Raw genomic sequence first — 14,564 nt, forward strand, 5'->3', positions numbered from 1 at the left:
AATCCGGCGTAGCATCCCGCCCATGACCACCGTGATCAGCACCCGAGGCCTCGAGAAGCGCTTCGGGCGCACCATCGCCCTCGACGGGCTCGACTTCACCGTCGAGTCCGGCGAGATCCACGGCTTCCTCGGCCCGAACGGCGCCGGGAAGTCCACGACGATCCGCATCCTGCTCGGCCTCGCGCGCGCGTCCGCGGGCGAGGCGACCCTCTTCGGGCGCGACCCGTGGAACGATGCGGCCGAGCTGCACGGCCGCGTCGCCTACGTGCCCGGCGACGTCGCGCTCTGGCCGAATTTCACGGGGGGCGAGGCGATCGACCTGCTCACGAAGCTCCGCGGCGGGATGACCGACCGCGCTGCGTATGTGGAGCGCAAGGAACGCCTGCTCGAGGACTTCCAGCTCGACCCGCGCAAGAAGGGCCGCGCGTACTCCAAGGGCAACCGGCAGAAGGTGGCCCTCGTGGCCGCCTTCGCGACGCCGGCCGAGCTCTACGTGCTCGACGAGCCGACGAGCGGCCTCGACCCGCTCATGGAGCAGGTCTTCAACCGCGAGATCGACCGGGTCGCCCGCGAGGGCGCGACCGTGCTGCTCTCGAGCCACATCCTGTCCGAGGTCGAGGAGCTGTGCGACCGCGTGACCATCATCCGCGAGGGCAAGGTCGTCGAGAGCGGCACGCTCACCGAGCTGCGCCACCTGACCCGGACCGAGATCGCGTTCATCCACGACCCGGCCGCGGAGGCGGGGGTGGCCGCCATCCCCGACGCGCACGACCTCGTCATCGACGAGGGGCGGGTGCGGTTCACGGTCGACAGCGACCGGGTCGCCGACGTCCTTCCCGACCTGGGACGGCTCGGCGTGCAGGGCCTCACGATCGCGCCGCCGTCGCTCGAGGACCTCTTCCTGCGCCACTACGGCGACGAGCTCGCCCCGATCGAGGAGGAGGCGCGGGCGTGACCAGGCTCATGGTGCTGCTGCGGCAGCGCATCCGCCGCGACCGCCTGCAGCTCGCGCTCTGGATCGTCGGCACCGCGCTGCTCGCGTACGGCTCGATCTCGGCGGTGTACTCCACGTACGGCGAGGAGGGCGACCGGCGCGAGATCCTCGGCGTCGCGATCGCGACCCGCACGATCCTGGTCTTCCGCGGCACGCCCAACGGGACGGATGATGGCGCGTTCGCCTTCTTCCTCCTCTTCGCGTGGCTCGCGCTCATGGGCGGGCTGATGAGCACGTTCCTCGCCGTCCGCCACACGCGCCAGGAGGAGGAGCAGGGACGGGCGGAGGCGATCGCGGCGACGCCGGCGGGTCGCATCCTCCCGACGACCGCGACCGTCGTCCACGGCGTGCTCGCGAACATCGGCCTCGGCCTCTTCATCGCCGTGGCGCTCATCGCGAACGGCCTCGACACCACCGGCTCGTTCGTCTGGGGCGCGGCGATCGCGGCCTCGGGCGTCGCCTTCCTCGCGTTCGGCCTGTTCGCCGCCCAGCTGTTCCGGACCTCGCGCGCGGCCAACGGGCTGTCGGTCGCCTTCGTGCTCGCCGCCTACCTGCTGCGGGGCATCGGGGATGCCGCGGGGACACCGTCCGAGGACCTCCTGCACGTCACCCCGGCGTGGCCGAGCTGGCTCTCGCCCATCGGCTACGGGCAGTTCACCGGCGCCTACGTCGAGAACGACCTGACGCCGCTGTTTGTCCCGCTCGCGTTCGCCGCGGCGCTCATCGCCGTCGTGTTCGGCCTCCAGGCCGTGCGCGACCAGGGCGCGAGCCTCGTCGCCGGTCGGGCCGGCCGCGCGACCGCGGGGCCGGGCCTGTCGAGCTCGTTCGGCCTCGCGTGGCGGCTGAACACCGCCATCCTGCTGTCCTGGACCGCCGGCGGCATCGCGACGGGACTGCTCGCGACCTCGCTGTCGTCCGTCATCAACCAGGCGGCAACCGATACCCCACAGGTGCTCGACGCGCTCCGCGGTGCGATCGGCAGCGACGCGACGATCGAGGAGGCCTTCGTGGGCGTCTTCTACGGGCTCGTCGGCGTCCTCGCCGCGTGCTGCGCCATCCAGGTGGGCATCCGCGCGCGCCAGGAGGAGGCCCACGGCACCGCCGAGCTCGTGCTCGGCACACGCGTGCCCCGCGTGCGCTGGTTGCTCGAGTACTGGATCGTCGGCGTGATCGTCATCGTGATCGTGCTCGCTGCGGCCGCGCTCGCGGGCATCGTCGGCGCGGGCAGCGCGTCCGATCCCGAATCGCTCATCCCGAACGTGCTCGAAGCGGCGGCGGCGCAACTGCCCGCATGCCTGGTCTTCCTCGGCTTCACGCTGCTCGTGTTCGCCTTCCTGCCGCGCGCGACCATCCCGGTCGGATGGACCGCCGTCGGCCTCGCCGCGATCCTCGGCACGTGGGGGCCGATCCTCCAGCTCCCCGAGTGGCTCATCAACCTGTCGCCGTTCGCCCACTCGCCCGTCCCGTCCGGCGGTGAGACCGACTGGACGGGTGGCTTCTGGATGCTCGCCATCGCCCTGGCGGCAGGCGGGCTGGCCGTGTGGTCGATGCGCCGCCGCGAACTGGCGTCGGGCGGATGAGAGACTGAGCGGATGCCACGCGACGAGCAGGGCCTCAGGTCCGCGGTCGAGCAGTCGGCCGCGGTCCTCACGGCCGCCGGCTTCCCGAGGATGCCGGCCCGCGTGCTCATGGCCCTGCTCGTCGCCGACGCGGGCGGCCTCACCGCGTCCGAGCTCGGCGAGCAGCTCGGCGTGAGCGCCGCCGCGATCTCGGGTGCGGTGCGGTACCTGTCGCAGATCGGGATCCTGCATCGGGTGCCGCAGGCGGGCAGCCGGCGCGACCGGTGGGAGTTCCTCGACGACGCCTGGTACACCGCGCTCATGGCGAAGAGCCCCGTCTACGGCGTCATCGCCGATCTCGGCGACCGCGCGGCCGACGCGATCGGCGATGAGCAGGCGGCCGGCGCGGCGCGCGCCCGCGAGATGGCGCGGTTCTACCGTTTCATCGACGCGCGGATGCCCGAGCTCATGCGCGAATGGGAGGAGCTGCGGGCGACGTCGACGTCGACCGCGACCCGGCCGTAGCCTTGATCGGTGCAGTGCCCGTACTTCGACGCGGGGCGATGCCGTTCGTGCTCGCTCATGGGTCGGCCGTACCCGCTGCAGCTGGCCGACAAGCAGCGGCACGCCGAGGAGCTCCTCGCGCCGTTCGACGTGCCGTCCTGGCTGCCCGCCGTGGCGAGCGGCGAGCGCGACTACCGCAACAAGGCCAAGATGGTGGTCGGCGGAACGGTCGACGCGCCGACCATCGGCATCCTCGACGCCGACGGGTTCGGGGTCGACCTCCAGGCGTGCGGGATCTGCTCGCCGGCGCATCGCGCGGCATTCCCCGTGCTGGCGCGCTTCATCACGCTCGCGAGGATCGCGCCGTACGACGTGAGCGCCCGCCGCGGCGAGCTCAAGCACCTCATCGTCACCGAGTCGCCCGACGGCGAGCTGATGGTCCGGTTCGTGCTGCGCTCGAGCGAGCCGCTCGGCCGCATGCGCAAGCACCTGCCGACGCTGCTCGCCGAGCTGCCGCAGGCGCGGGTCGTCACCGCGAACCTGCTGCCCGAGCACAAGGCCGTGCTCGAGGGCGCGGACGAGGTCGTGCTGACCGAGGCCGACACGTTGCCGATGCGACTCAACGACGTCACGATGCACCTGCGTCCGCAGAGCTTCTTCCAGACGAACACCGCGATCGCCGAGGCGCTGTACGCCGAGGCGCGCGAGTGGATCCGCGAGCTCGCGCCCGAGGACGCCTGGGACCTCTACTCCGGCGTCGGCGGGTTCGCGCTCCACCTCGCCGGCGGCGGCACCGAGGTCACGGGCATCGAGACGAGCGTCGAGGCCGTCGCGAGCGCCGAGCTGAGCCGAACGGATGCCGCGCTCTCGCGCGTGCGCTTCGCCGCAGGCGATGCCACCGCGTTCGCGCTCGCCGCGCCATCCGCCCCCGACCTGGTCGTCGTCAACCCGCCGCGGCGCGGCATCGGGGCCGACCTCGCCGGCTGGCTGGAGCGGTCGGACGCCGCGCACGTGCTCTACTCGAGCTGCAACGCGGCCTCTCTCGCGAAGGACCTCGCCGCGATGCCGTCGCTGCGGCCCGTCAAGGCGCGCGTCTTCGACATGTTCCCGCAGACCACGCATTTCGAGGTGATGGTGTTGCTCGAGCGGGCGCGCTAACCGCCGGCGGCGAGTTCGCGGGCGCGAGCGAGGGCCGCGTCGGTGGCGCGGTCGAAGAGGCCCGACAGGTCGGCCTCCTGCAGCACGGCGATCGCGCGCTCGGTGGTGCCCTTCGGGCTGGTGACGCGGCGGCGCAGCTCGGCCGGGTCGTCGCCGGATGCCGCGAGCAGCTCGCTCGCGCCGCGGAACGTGCCCTGCACCATCACGGCGGCCTCGTCGGGGGTGAAGCCCTTCGCGATCGCCGTCTTCGTGAGCTCCTCGATGAGCAGGAAGACGTAGGCGGGGCCCGATCCCGAGATCGTCGAGAGCGCGTCGAGCTGCGACTCGGGCACGACGAGCACCTCGCCGACGGTCTCGAACAGCGACACGACGAGCGCGAGGTCGACTTCGGATGAACGCATGCCCGCGGAGACGCCGGTCACCGCGCGACCGACGACCGCGGGCGTGTTCGGCATGGTGCGGATCACGGACACGTGCGCCGGCAGGTGCGCCTCGAACGTGGCGACCGTCACGCCCGCCGCGACCGAGACCATCACGGTGCCCGGCTCGAGCGCGTCGGCGATCTCGTCGAGCAGGTCGGGCACCATCGCGGGCTTGACCGCGACGACCACGAGCTTCGCGCCGGCGACCGCGACGCGATTGGCCGCGGCATCCGCCTCGGTCGCGTACGCGGTCACGCGCGGCTCGGCGTCGAACTCGGCCGCGCGGTCGGCACTGCGGTTGGTGGTGCGGATGCCGCCGGCCACCATGACGTGCGGCTGCAGCAGCCCCGCGAGGATCGCGCGGGCCATGGATCCGGCCCCGAGGAACGCAATGGTAGGCAGCTCGATCGGCCGGTCAACCGGCTGGCGGGAGGTCATGGCGACCATCCTAGGATTGTCGCCATGAGCGCATCCGGTGGCACGAAGGCGATCCTGGCCGCATTCCTCGCGAACACGGGCATCGCCGTGACGAAGTTCATCGCATGGCTCGTGTCGGGGTCGGCGTCGATGCTCGCCGAGTCGGTGCACTCGGTCGCCGACGCCGGGAACCAGCTGCTCCTCTTCGCGGGTGGGCGCCGCGCTCGCAAGGAGGCCGACCGCGAACATCCGTTCGGCTACGGGCGCGAACGGTACGTCTACGCATTCGTCGTGTCGATCATCCTCTTCTCGGTCGGCGGCCTGTTCTCGATCTACGAGGGCATCGACAAGCTGCAGCATCCGCACGAGCTCGAGAACGCGTGGGTGCCGATCATCGTGCTCGTGATCGCGATCGTGCTCGAGGCGTTCTCGCTGCGCACAGCCGTGAGGGAGTCGAACCAGGTTCGCGGCATGCAGAGCTGGGTCCAGTTCGTGCGGCACGCCAAGGCGCCCGAGCTGCCGGTCGTGCTGCTCGAGGACATCGCCGCCCTGCTCGGCCTGGTGTTCGCGATGTTCGGCGTGGGCCTGACGGTCCTCACCGGCAACCCGCTCTTCGACGCGATCGGCACGCTCATGATCGGCACGCTGCTGATCGTCGTCGCCATCATCCTCGGACTGGAGACCAAGAGCCTCCTCGTCGGCGAAGGTGCGAACGAGGGCGACCTCGGCAAGATCGAGAAGGCGATCCTCTCCGGGCCCGAGGCCGAGCGCATCATCCACATGAAGACGCTCTACCTCGGTCCCGACGAGCTGCTGGTCGCCGCGAAGCTCGGCTTCCGGCCGCACGAGAGCCTCGCCGAGGTGTCGACCGCCATCAACGTCATCGAGCAGCGCGTTCGCGAGGCGGTGCCATCCGCCCGGGTGATCTACCTCGAGCCAGATATCTACGTCGACCCGAACGAACACGCGCCGCCCACCGACGCGATCGTCATCAAGGGACTCGAATGACGGATGGCGCCGGCGCCGCCGCCGCCGGCCGTCCCGTCGCCCTCGTCCTTCGCCACGACTCCGCCATCGGGCTCGGCAACCTCGGTCCCGTGCTCGAGGAGCATGGGTACGAGGTGCGCGTCGTCGACGCGCCGCATGCGGATGTCACGGCGATCGACGCGCTCGCCCCCGACCTGCTCGTGGTGCTCGGCGGCGACGAGGCGGCGTACGAGCCCGACGCGTACCCGTACGTCGGGCACGAGATCGAGCTGCTCCGGCGCCGGGTGGCGGCCGGGGCACCCGTGTTCGGCGTGTGCCTGGGCGCGCAGATGCTGGCCGAGGCGATGGGCACCCGCGCGTACCGCGGCCCGCGCAAGGAGGTCGGCTGGCTCGGCGTCGACCTGACCGAGGCGGGGGATGCGTCGCCGGTGCGCCACGCGCGCGGCATCCGTTTCGTGCAGTGGCACGGCGACACCTTCGACCTGCCCGAGGGCGTCGAGCGTCTCGCATCGTCGCCGCAGTACGCGAACCAGGCGTTCCGGGCCGGCGACTGGCTGCTCGCGGTGCAGTTCCACCCCGAGGTGACGCCGGCGATCCACGAGGACTGGCTCGCCGCGTGGGGCGACGAGCTGCCCGGGTACGGCCTCACGGTCGAGGCGATGCGCGCGTTGCAGGCCGAGCACGGCCCCGCGGCCGAGGCGGCCTCGCGTGCCATCCTCGGCGAGTTCCTCGACGGGCTCGCGGCGCGCCGCCGCCCGGCGCGTCTCGCCGGCTGATCCTCGCGCCCTGAGCGCCCGCACGTCGCCCGGCCGGGCGAACGTTTCCAGTTCCGTCACGTCAGCGCAGCCTCACATGAGGCCCGGCTGACATGAGCCAGCCGGAAACGTTCGTCATGTCAGCGCAGCCTCACATGAGGCCCGGCTGACATGAGCCAGCCGGAAACGCGATCCGCACAGCGGGTCCGGAGTTCGTCATGTCAGCGCAGCCTCACATGAGGCCCGGCTGACATGAGCCAGCCGGAAGCGCGATCCGCACGGCGGGTCCGGAGTTCGTCATCTCAACGCAGCCTCACATGAGGCCCGGCTGACATGAGCGAGCAGGAAACTCAGTCGGCGGCGGGACGCCGGGCGGGGTCGGCGAAGAAGTCGAGCAGCAGGCGCGACGCGGCATCCGCCTCGACGCCCGGGTAGACCTCAACCCGGTGGTTCAAGCGGCGATCCCGCAGCACGTCGTAGAGCGAGCCCGCGGCGCCCGCCTTCTCGTCCCAGGCGCCGAAGACGACGATCGGGATGCGCGCGGCGACGATCGCGCCCGCGCACATGACGCACGGCTCGAGCGTGACGACGAGGGTGCAGTCGGTCAGGTGGCGGTCGCCGGTGACGCGGGCGGCCTCGCGGATGGCGAGGAGCTCGGCGTGCGCGGTCGGATCCTCGTGGAGCTCCCGCTCGTTGCGTCCGGTCGCGATCACCGCGCCGTCGCGCACGACGACCGCGCCGACCGGCACGTCGCCCGAGACGAGGGCGGCGGATGCCTCGGCGAGGGCGAGTCGCATCCAATCCGCGTGCTCGGGCAGCTGCACCGGCATCCCCTCGCCCCTTCTCCGTGGCGGAACCCCCGCAACTAGACTGCAGCCTATGCGAGTCCACGTGGCCGACCACCCGCTCATCACCCACAAGCTGACGGTGCTTCGCGATGAGAACACGCCGTCGCCCGTGTTCCGCTCGCTCGTCGAGGAGCTCATGACGCTCCTCGCCTATGAGGGCACCCGCGAGGTGCGGGTCGAGCCGGTCGACATCGTGACGCCCGTGGCACCCGCCACGGGCGTTCGCATCGCCGAGCCGAAGCCGCTGATCGTGCCGATCCTGCGGGCCGGGCTCGGCATGCTCGACGGCATGGTCAAGCTCCTGCCGAGCGCCGAGGTCGGCTTCCTCGGCATGGCGCGCAACGAGGAGACCCTCGAGCCGACCACGTACGCCGAGCGCCTGCCCGACGACCTCAGCGGGCGCCAATGCTTCGTGCTCGACCCCATGCTCGCCACGGGCGGCTCGCTGACCGCCGCGATCGAGTTCCTGCTGCAGCGCGGGGCGACGGATGTCACCGCCATCTGCATCCTCGCCGCCCCCGAGGGGCTCGAGGCCGTCGAGCGGGCGCTGCACGGCCGCGAGGTCTCGATCGTGCTCGGGGCCGTCGACGAGCGGCTCAACGAGCTCGGCTACATCGTTCCCGGCCTGGGTGACGCCGGCGACCGGTTGTACGGCACGGTCTGACGCGCAGGGTCCCCCGGCCGCGCGTCATGTTTCGTCTGCGCGTCCCTGCGCTCACATCGCAGGATCTTCGTCGTGAGACACGCCGTCGCGGCATCCGAATCCCAAGATTCGATGAACTCCTCTTGCGTCGCAGGATCTTCGTCCACGGATGCGGTTGCGGCGGAACCCGCCGCCCCGGCCCGACGCTCGCGCACCGCGTGCGACGTCACGCGCCGTCATCCGACCGTCACGGTTTGACACATCCTCGAACCTCGGTTTGACTTTCGCCCATGACTGACACCGCACGCATCCTGACCACCCGCGAGGTGAACGGGACTGCCGACATGATGATGTCGGCGCGTGCGTCCATGTGTTGTCGAATGTGCCGCTGACCAGCGAACCAACCGCCGAGTCACGCGACTGATCAGATCCCGATCGGCGCGGCTCCGTCGAACCCGATGCCATCCCGGGTTCTCCCGGCCACACCGGCCATTCGCTTCCGACCCCACGAGCGGGGTCGTCGACGCATCTTCAGCACAAGGATCCGCCATGTCTCTCGCACTTGCTCCCACCCGTCCGACCCACCCCGCCGTCCGCCCGACGCATCCGGCCGCCTACGCGCCGCAGCCCGCTCGCCCGGCGGCGCCGGTCACCCCGGTCGCCGCGGCCGGCACCGCCGGCATCGCGTCGCCCGCCCCGGCCCCGGCCGCGGCTCCGGCGCAGGCCGCACCGCGCGTCCGCGCCGTGCCCGAGGGCACCGAGGCCCGCGGCTTCGTGCTCTACGTCGGACTCGACGAGGCCAAGGCCGCCGCCGACGGCACGACCCTGCACCGCCTGGTCGAGGCCATCCGCAACATCACCGCCGAGGTCGCCCCGTCGGCCGAGACGTACGCCGCGGTCGCGCTGGCACCCGAGGGCGCCGGCGGCCGCGACGTCGATGTCGTGCGCCTCGCCTTGCAGGACCCTGCCGCACTCGCCCGTCAGCGCGAGTCGCAGGGCCTGAGCGACGACGCCGACCGGCACCCCGACGGCGTCATCATCGATATCTCGCGCAAGCGCGTGCTCCTCGACGGCGAGGCCGCCGGCCTCACCTACAAGGAGTTCGAGCTCCTGCAGTACCTCGTGCTGCGCGAGGGCCGCACCATCGATCGTCACGAGCTCATCGACGGCCTCTGGTCGGGCGAGGACGACGTGCCCAACGAGCGCACCATCGACGTGCACGTGCGTCGCCTGCGCTCGAAGCTCGCGCACTACCAGGACATCGTGCGCACCGTCCGCGGCGTCGGCTACCGCTTCGACCGCCACGCCGACGTGTCGATTCGACAGGCGTCCACGCCGAGCCCCGACGTCTTCTGACGGGCCCGCTCGCGGCCCCGCGACGTGAGGCTGCGCCATCCGCTCGTATCCGGCAGCATGGATGGCGCAGACGGAGAGGACCGCGTCACGACCAAGCCGATCGTGCTCGAGCTGCCGTTCCGCGGCCGCTGGCTCGCGCGGAACAGCCCGGCCCGACGCGTACCCAGCCACGGCACGCACGCGCTCGGCACGACCTACGCGATCGACTTCATCGCGGTCGACGAGCACGGCCGGTCGGCGCCGTCGAACTGGCGGTCGTGGCTCTCGGTCGAGCCGCCCGAGTCCTTCGTCGGCTTCGGCCGACCGATCCTGGCACCGATCGCGGGCACGGTCGTCGCCGCGCACGACGGCGAGGAGGACCACGAGGCCCGGCGCTCGCAGCTCACGCTTGTGCCGTACATGCTCGGGCAGGCGGGGCGTCTCCGCGCCGGGCCCGACGCGATCGCCGGCAACCACGTGATCCTCGCCCTCGGTCCCGGCGGACCGTACGTGGCGCTCGTGCACCTGCGGCGCGGCAGCGTGCGCGTCGCCGTCGGCGATGTCGTCGAAGTGGGCGACGTGCTCGGCGAGTGCGGCAACTCGGGCAACAGCACTCAGCCGCACGTCCACGTGCAGGCCGCCGACTCGCTCGACTGGTCGAGCGCGACCGGGCTTCCGATCGCCTTCCGCTTCCGACGTGCGATGGCGCAGAATGGGGATGTCGTCGGCCTGCCCCGCGAGTCCGAGATCGTCGAGCCGCCTTCGAGCGCCGATCGGCCGGTGTGACGGATGGCGCGCCCCGCCGCACGGAATTTCCCCCGCATTCGAGGCACACAGATCTAGCGCCCGTTACCGATCCGTTATATATTCATCGTGCACCGGTTGTTTGCTGTGGCGGCCGGTGCGGAATGTGATTGCAGGACACTCTTGGTGCAAGGGCGAGGGCCGGTCGTCAGCCTCTACGACCGGCCCTCAACCGTTTCCGCGTGAGCCTGCACCCCGTCTTCGGGGCACACCTCGAAGTCCCTTCGCCGCGGCTCCGCACGGGTCGGAGCGCTGTTGGCTATTGTCGGATCCGTCGGCGGACCGGACCGGTCGCCGCATCCGACGGAGGGAGCACCCGTGGCTGATCGCGCGACGGCCGTAGCGGCGTGGGAGGCTCTCTTCCGCGCACAGGTCTCGATCATGCGGGGCCTCTCGGCGGAGTTCCCGACCGAGCTGATGTCGCTCAACGAGTACGACGTCCTCTTCAACATCTCGCGGGCACCCGGTCGCCGTCTGCGCCTGAAGGACCTCAACCGGCACGTGCTGATCTCGCAGCCCAGCGTCAGCCGTCTGGTCGACCGGCTCGTCACCCGTGGGTTCCTCGAGAAGACGGATGACCCGCTCGACGGGCGAGGCACGATCGTCCAACTCACCCCGAAGGGCTTCGAGGAGTTCCGCCGCGCGGCGCTCCACCACGTCCACGCGATCACCGAACGGGTCGGGACCGCGCTCGACGACGACGAGCTCCGCGAGCTCATCGTGCTGTGCGACCGGCTGCGCCTCGCGCAGGACGCGCGGCACCGCGCGAGCTCGCCCGGCCTCCGCAACGGGCGGGCCTGACCCGATTGGAGCCCGCGGTCAGCCGGACCGGCGCCGCTCGGGTCAGTGCATGTTGTCGTTGCCGGTGACGTGGACGGCGTAGCCGTCGCATCCGGCGTCCTCCCAGCGGTACGCGGCGCCGGTGCCCGCGTCGCCGTACATGGCGGCCCACCACGCGTCCGTGCCGTCGTCGAACTCGCCGAAGCCCTGCTCGGCCATGCACGACCGGATCGCGTCCTGGAACGCCGCCAGCTCCTCGGCCTCGGTCATGGCGTTCGGGTCGGGCTCGGGCACAGGGGCCGAGAGCGGGGCACCCGCCGCTCGGGCGAGCGCCACGGCGTGCTCCCCGACGCCGAGGCATCCACGCTTCTTCCAGTCCGCACCCGGCACCGACCACGACTCGCGAGCCTCGCCGTAGAACGCGTTGAGCCACATGACGGACTGCTCGAAGCTCAGGCCCCTCGGCTGCGCATCCTGGTTGAGCCACGGTGCCGCCGGGAGGTAGGTCACGCCCTTGCCGGCCATGCACTCGGCGATGACCTGCTCGCGGCCCATGTACTCCTCGCGGCCCTCCTCCGTCGCGAGGTCGGGGGCGGGCACCTCCATGGCGAGGGCGTCGGCGGTCGACGCATCCGACCCCTCGGCGGCGATGCCGACGGTCTCGCCGGCCGCCGCGCCCTCTTCGGCGGGGAGCTCGAACCCGGGCATGCCGAACGCGCCGATGGCGGTGAGCGCGACGGCGGCCGCGCAGACGAGGATGCCGCCCATCGCGATCGGAGCGGCCAGCCGCCTGACGTTCATTCCCCGTCCTCCGGTGCGGCGATGCCGTCCGGCCCGGCGACGTCCTCCGCCCGGCGCGTGGCCGCCGGCGTGGCCCACCACGCGGCCATCGAGAGGAAGAAGAGCACGGCCGCGCCAGCGGCGACCCGGTTCAGGAGCACCATCTGCGCCGTCGAGGTCGAGAAGAAGGCCGTGAGGGTCACGCTGGTCTCCATGAGCGCGTAGGTGCCGAAGCGGATGAGCAGGTAGGCCGCGATCGCGAGCACGAGCCCGGCGAACGCGCGTCGACGCGCGACCATGAGCAGCCACGACCCGGCGAGCGCCAGGAGGAGGCCGACGACCGAGAGCTCGGCGACGTCGGCCGCGCCGCGCCAGTCGCCGACGACCACGCTGCCCGCGACGCGCCAGACGATGAAGCTGCCCCAGGCGACGAGCGCGATCGCGGCGAGGTGGGCGAGCGCCGGCATCGCGAGGGGGAAGGTGCCGCGCGGTGCGCCCATCGCGGCGCGGCGCAGCCGTGCTCCTCGCCAGGCGAGGTCGGCCGGGATGCCGCGGATCGCCCTCCAGAGGATCGAGCCGGTCGCCCGGTCGCCGGAGCACTCGCGTTCCTCGAAGAGGTCGGAGGCGATCTCGGCCCGGCGTTCGGCCGCGACGTCGTCGTGCAGGTCGGCCGTGTACCACCGGCACCAGGCGAGCACCGAGGCATCCACGCGTCCGGCCGCCCGGTGTCGAATACGAGCGGAGGCCTCGAGCCCGAGCCCGCCGTCGGGCTCGAGCGTGACGGCGCTCATGCGAACGCCGTTCGCGGGCTCGGGGCGACCGCCGCGCGCTGCTCGGTCTCGGCCCGACAGGCGACGACGCCCGCGCCGGTCACCCGGTACAGCCGCCGGCGGGGGCGGCCCTCGTCCGCGGCGATGCCCGGGTCCTCCCATTCGGACTCGACGAGGCCGCGCTCGGCGAGGCGGCTGAGCGCCTTGTAGAGGGTGCCGTGCGCGGTGAGCGCGGTGGCACCGGCGCGGTCGGCGATGCGCTTCGCGAGTGCGAAGCCGTAGAAGTCGCCGTCCTCCGCCTGGAGCTCGATGCCTGCGCCGAGGATGTCGACCTCGAGGTCGACCAATCGGCCTTCCCGCCTCCGTGGCATGAACACAGCATAGGAAGATATCGTCGGGAAGTATAGGAAGATATTGAGAATCTATAGGAAGATATCTGCCCATATGCTAGCGTCCACCCCGAGTCGCCCCATCGAGCGACTCGGAAGGGAACGACATGTACACCAAGAGGGTGGTGTTTCGAGCGGTCGCCGGGGTGGCGTTGACGGCGACGCTCACCGGGGGGACGGCGCTGATGGCGGGCGCGACCGACGCGGACGGGCGGGAGCCCGACGTGGCGTCGTCCGCATTCGCGGTCACGAGCGAGGTCGCGGCCGCCGACACGAGCGGGGCCTCCACCGTCGCGAAGATGGATCGAGGACGGGGTGACTCGACCTCCCAGGCCGGCACGGACGACGGCGCGCAGCCGGCCGGGCCCGACCGTGCGCAGCCGGCCGGGCCCGCCCACTGCGAGGACGCGCAGCTCACCATGGACTACCGTGAGCGCCCCGAACGGTCGACCCCCGAGGTCGTCGGGTTCGACCTGGTCTTCACGAACATCGGGTCGCGGCCGTGCTCGTTCGACGGGTGGCCCGGCCTGGTCGCCGAGGACGCCGACGGCCGGACGTTGACCTGGGCGCTCGCATCAGGATCGACGAGCACGCTCGTCGTGCTGCCCCCGAACGGCGGCATGGCCGTCGCCGAGGGCACGGCGGACCTCCCGTCCGCGTCGGGGTGCGCCGCGGCGACGTCCGATCACCTGCGGGCCTACATCTCCTCGGACGGAGCGGGCGGCGGCATCGTCGACGACGCCCGGGTCGCCGTGTGCATCGACGGAACGTGGACGCTCCAGCTCGGCGCCCTGACGGCATTCCACGGCGCACCGGGCGAGGTCACCACTCCCGAGACGCCGACGCCCGAGGAACCGACGCCGCTCCCCGCGAAGTGCCAGGACGAGCAGCTCGCGCTCGAGTTCGTCTCCCGGCCCGACCTGTCCGTCGCCGGGGCATCCGGGTTCGAGCTGGTGTTCACGAACACCACCGACGCCCAGTGCTCGATGTGGGGATGGCCCGGCCTCGTCGTGGAGTCGGCCGACGGAACCCGGATCGGCTCGTCGTGGACCGTCGGCGAGATGGTCGAGCCGTTCGTGCTCGCGAACGGCGAGTCCGCGGTCGTGCTCGGCACGGCGCCCGACCCCGCCGCGTGGGGCTGCGAGCCGATGGCGGCCGACCACCTGCGGGCCTACATCACCTCGGACGGCGCGGGACCCGGTGTCATCGGCACGGCTTCCATCTCGGTCTGCACCGACGGGTCGACGGTGCTCGAGATCGGAGCGCTCATGCCGGCCTGAGCCTGCATCGCCGACATGACGACGGCGCCGCTGAGTTCGCTCGCGGCGTCGTCGTCACGGTCGTTCATCGCCCGTCGAAGACGGCGACATGGCGCCGAGGCATGACGGTGGGGCGGGAACCCTACCTCCCGCCCCACCG

16 protein-coding genes are annotated in these 14,564 nt (G+C 71.9%); 11 read left to right on the top strand and 5 right to left on the bottom strand.

The genetic code is table 11. From position 1 onward, the window contains the following. Positions 1–22: 22 nt before the first annotated feature. From ACFQ58_RS00385 to rlmC, 4 genes are read left to right on the top strand one after another with little or no spacing between them, the layout of a single operon-like run. The gene (locus tag ACFQ58_RS00385; RefSeq protein WP_376948416.1) at positions 23–955 is read left to right on the top strand and encodes an ATP-binding cassette domain-containing protein; all 933 of its coding nucleotides are present in this window, start codon (positions 23–25) and stop codon (positions 953–955) included. Further along, entirely contained in the window at positions 952–2,574 is a 1,623-nt protein-coding gene (locus tag ACFQ58_RS00390) for an ABC transporter permease (protein ID WP_376948418.1), read from the top strand. The genes ACFQ58_RS00385 and ACFQ58_RS00390 overlap by 4 nt, the downstream gene beginning before the upstream one ends. A 12-nt stretch (positions 2,575–2,586) precedes the next feature. Further along, a complete protein-coding gene (locus tag ACFQ58_RS00395; RefSeq protein ID WP_376948420.1) occupies positions 2,587–3,078 on the top strand; it encodes a GbsR/MarR family transcriptional regulator in 492 nt (163 codons plus the stop codon). 9 nt (positions 3,079–3,087) lie between these two features. Further along, positions 3,088–4,215, top strand: coding sequence for a 23S rRNA (uracil(747)-C(5))-methyltransferase RlmC (rlmC, locus tag ACFQ58_RS00400; RefSeq protein ID WP_376948421.1), 1,128 nt, complete (start codon positions 3,088–3,090; stop codon positions 4,213–4,215). Here rlmC and proC read toward each other — a convergent pair. Beyond that, positions 4,212–5,075, bottom strand: coding sequence for a pyrroline-5-carboxylate reductase (gene proC, locus ACFQ58_RS00405; RefSeq protein WP_376948424.1), 864 nt, complete (start codon positions 5,073–5,075; stop codon positions 4,212–4,214). The genes rlmC and proC overlap by 4 nt on opposite strands. Positions 5,076–5,099: 24 nt before the next feature. On the opposite strand from proC, the gene ACFQ58_RS00410 reads away from it, so the two are divergent. Then, a complete protein-coding gene (locus ACFQ58_RS00410; RefSeq protein WP_376948426.1) occupies positions 5,100–6,062 on the top strand; it encodes a cation diffusion facilitator family transporter in 963 nt (320 codons plus the stop codon). Next, the gene (locus ACFQ58_RS00415; protein ID WP_376948428.1) at positions 6,059–6,817 is read left to right on the top strand and encodes a glutamine amidotransferase; all 759 of its coding nucleotides are present in this window, start codon (positions 6,059–6,061) and stop codon (positions 6,815–6,817) included. Before ACFQ58_RS00410 ends, ACFQ58_RS00415 begins: the two co-directional genes overlap by 4 nt. A 329-nt stretch (positions 6,818–7,146) precedes the next feature. Here the strand turns inward: ACFQ58_RS00415 and tadA are convergent, their stop codons facing one another. Further along, positions 7,147–7,626: a tRNA adenosine(34) deaminase TadA gene (gene tadA, locus ACFQ58_RS00420; protein ID WP_376948430.1), complete on the bottom strand. Its 480-nt coding sequence runs from the start codon at positions 7,624–7,626 to the stop codon at positions 7,147–7,149. Between the two features lie 49 nt (positions 7,627–7,675). Between tadA and upp the strand changes: the two genes are divergently transcribed. The 4 genes from upp to ACFQ58_RS00440 all read left to right on the top strand — a co-directional run bounded on the left by upp (position 7,676) and on the right by ACFQ58_RS00440 (position 11,227). Further along, positions 7,676–8,308 carry a uracil phosphoribosyltransferase gene (upp, locus tag ACFQ58_RS00425; protein WP_376948432.1) on the top strand — a complete coding sequence of 211 codons (633 nt, stop codon included), beginning with the start codon at positions 7,676–7,678 and terminating at the stop codon, positions 8,306–8,308. A gap of 528 nt (positions 8,309–8,836) precedes the next feature. Continuing rightward, complete coding sequence (locus tag ACFQ58_RS00430; RefSeq protein ID WP_376948434.1) at positions 8,837–9,643, top strand: winged helix-turn-helix domain-containing protein; 807 nt, start codon at positions 8,837–8,839, stop codon at positions 9,641–9,643. Between the two features lie 57 nt (positions 9,644–9,700). Then, complete coding sequence (locus ACFQ58_RS00435) at positions 9,701–10,408, top strand: peptidoglycan DD-metalloendopeptidase family protein (RefSeq protein WP_376948436.1); 708 nt, start codon at positions 9,701–9,703, stop codon at positions 10,406–10,408. A gap of 336 nt (positions 10,409–10,744) precedes the next feature. Beyond that, positions 10,745–11,227: a MarR family winged helix-turn-helix transcriptional regulator gene (locus ACFQ58_RS00440; protein ID WP_376948438.1), complete on the top strand. Its 483-nt coding sequence runs from the start codon at positions 10,745–10,747 to the stop codon at positions 11,225–11,227. Positions 11,228–11,269: 42 nt separating this feature from the next. On the opposite strand, the gene ACFQ58_RS00445 is transcribed toward ACFQ58_RS00440, so the two are convergent. Genes ACFQ58_RS00445 through ACFQ58_RS00455 form a run of 3 tightly spaced genes read right to left on the bottom strand, consistent with a single transcriptional unit; the run spans position 11,270 to position 13,127 of the window. Further along, positions 11,270–12,007 (bottom strand): hypothetical protein, encoded by a 738-nt coding sequence (locus tag ACFQ58_RS00445; RefSeq protein ID WP_376948440.1) that lies wholly within the window; start codon positions 12,005–12,007, stop codon positions 11,270–11,272. Continuing rightward, the gene (locus ACFQ58_RS00450; protein WP_376948442.1) at positions 12,004–12,777 is read right to left on the bottom strand and encodes a hypothetical protein; all 774 of its coding nucleotides are present in this window, start codon (positions 12,775–12,777) and stop codon (positions 12,004–12,006) included. Before ACFQ58_RS00450 ends, ACFQ58_RS00445 begins: the two co-directional genes overlap by 4 nt. After that, on the bottom strand, positions 12,774–13,127 hold the full coding sequence (locus ACFQ58_RS00455; protein WP_376948443.1) for a PadR family transcriptional regulator: 354 nt from the start codon (positions 13,125–13,127) through the stop codon (positions 12,774–12,776). The genes ACFQ58_RS00450 and ACFQ58_RS00455 overlap by 4 nt, the downstream gene beginning before the upstream one ends. Positions 13,128–13,252: 125 nt before the next feature. On the opposite strand from ACFQ58_RS00455, the gene ACFQ58_RS00460 reads away from it, so the two are divergent. After that, entirely contained in the window at positions 13,253–14,425 is a 1,173-nt protein-coding gene (locus ACFQ58_RS00460; RefSeq protein WP_376948445.1) for a DUF4232 domain-containing protein, read from the top strand. Positions 14,426–14,564: the final 139 nt, after the last annotated feature.

This window comes from Agromyces sp. NPDC056523 (genome assembly GCF_042794545.1).
Taxonomy (GTDB): domain Bacteria; phylum Actinomycetota; class Actinomycetes; order Actinomycetales; family Microbacteriaceae; genus Agromyces.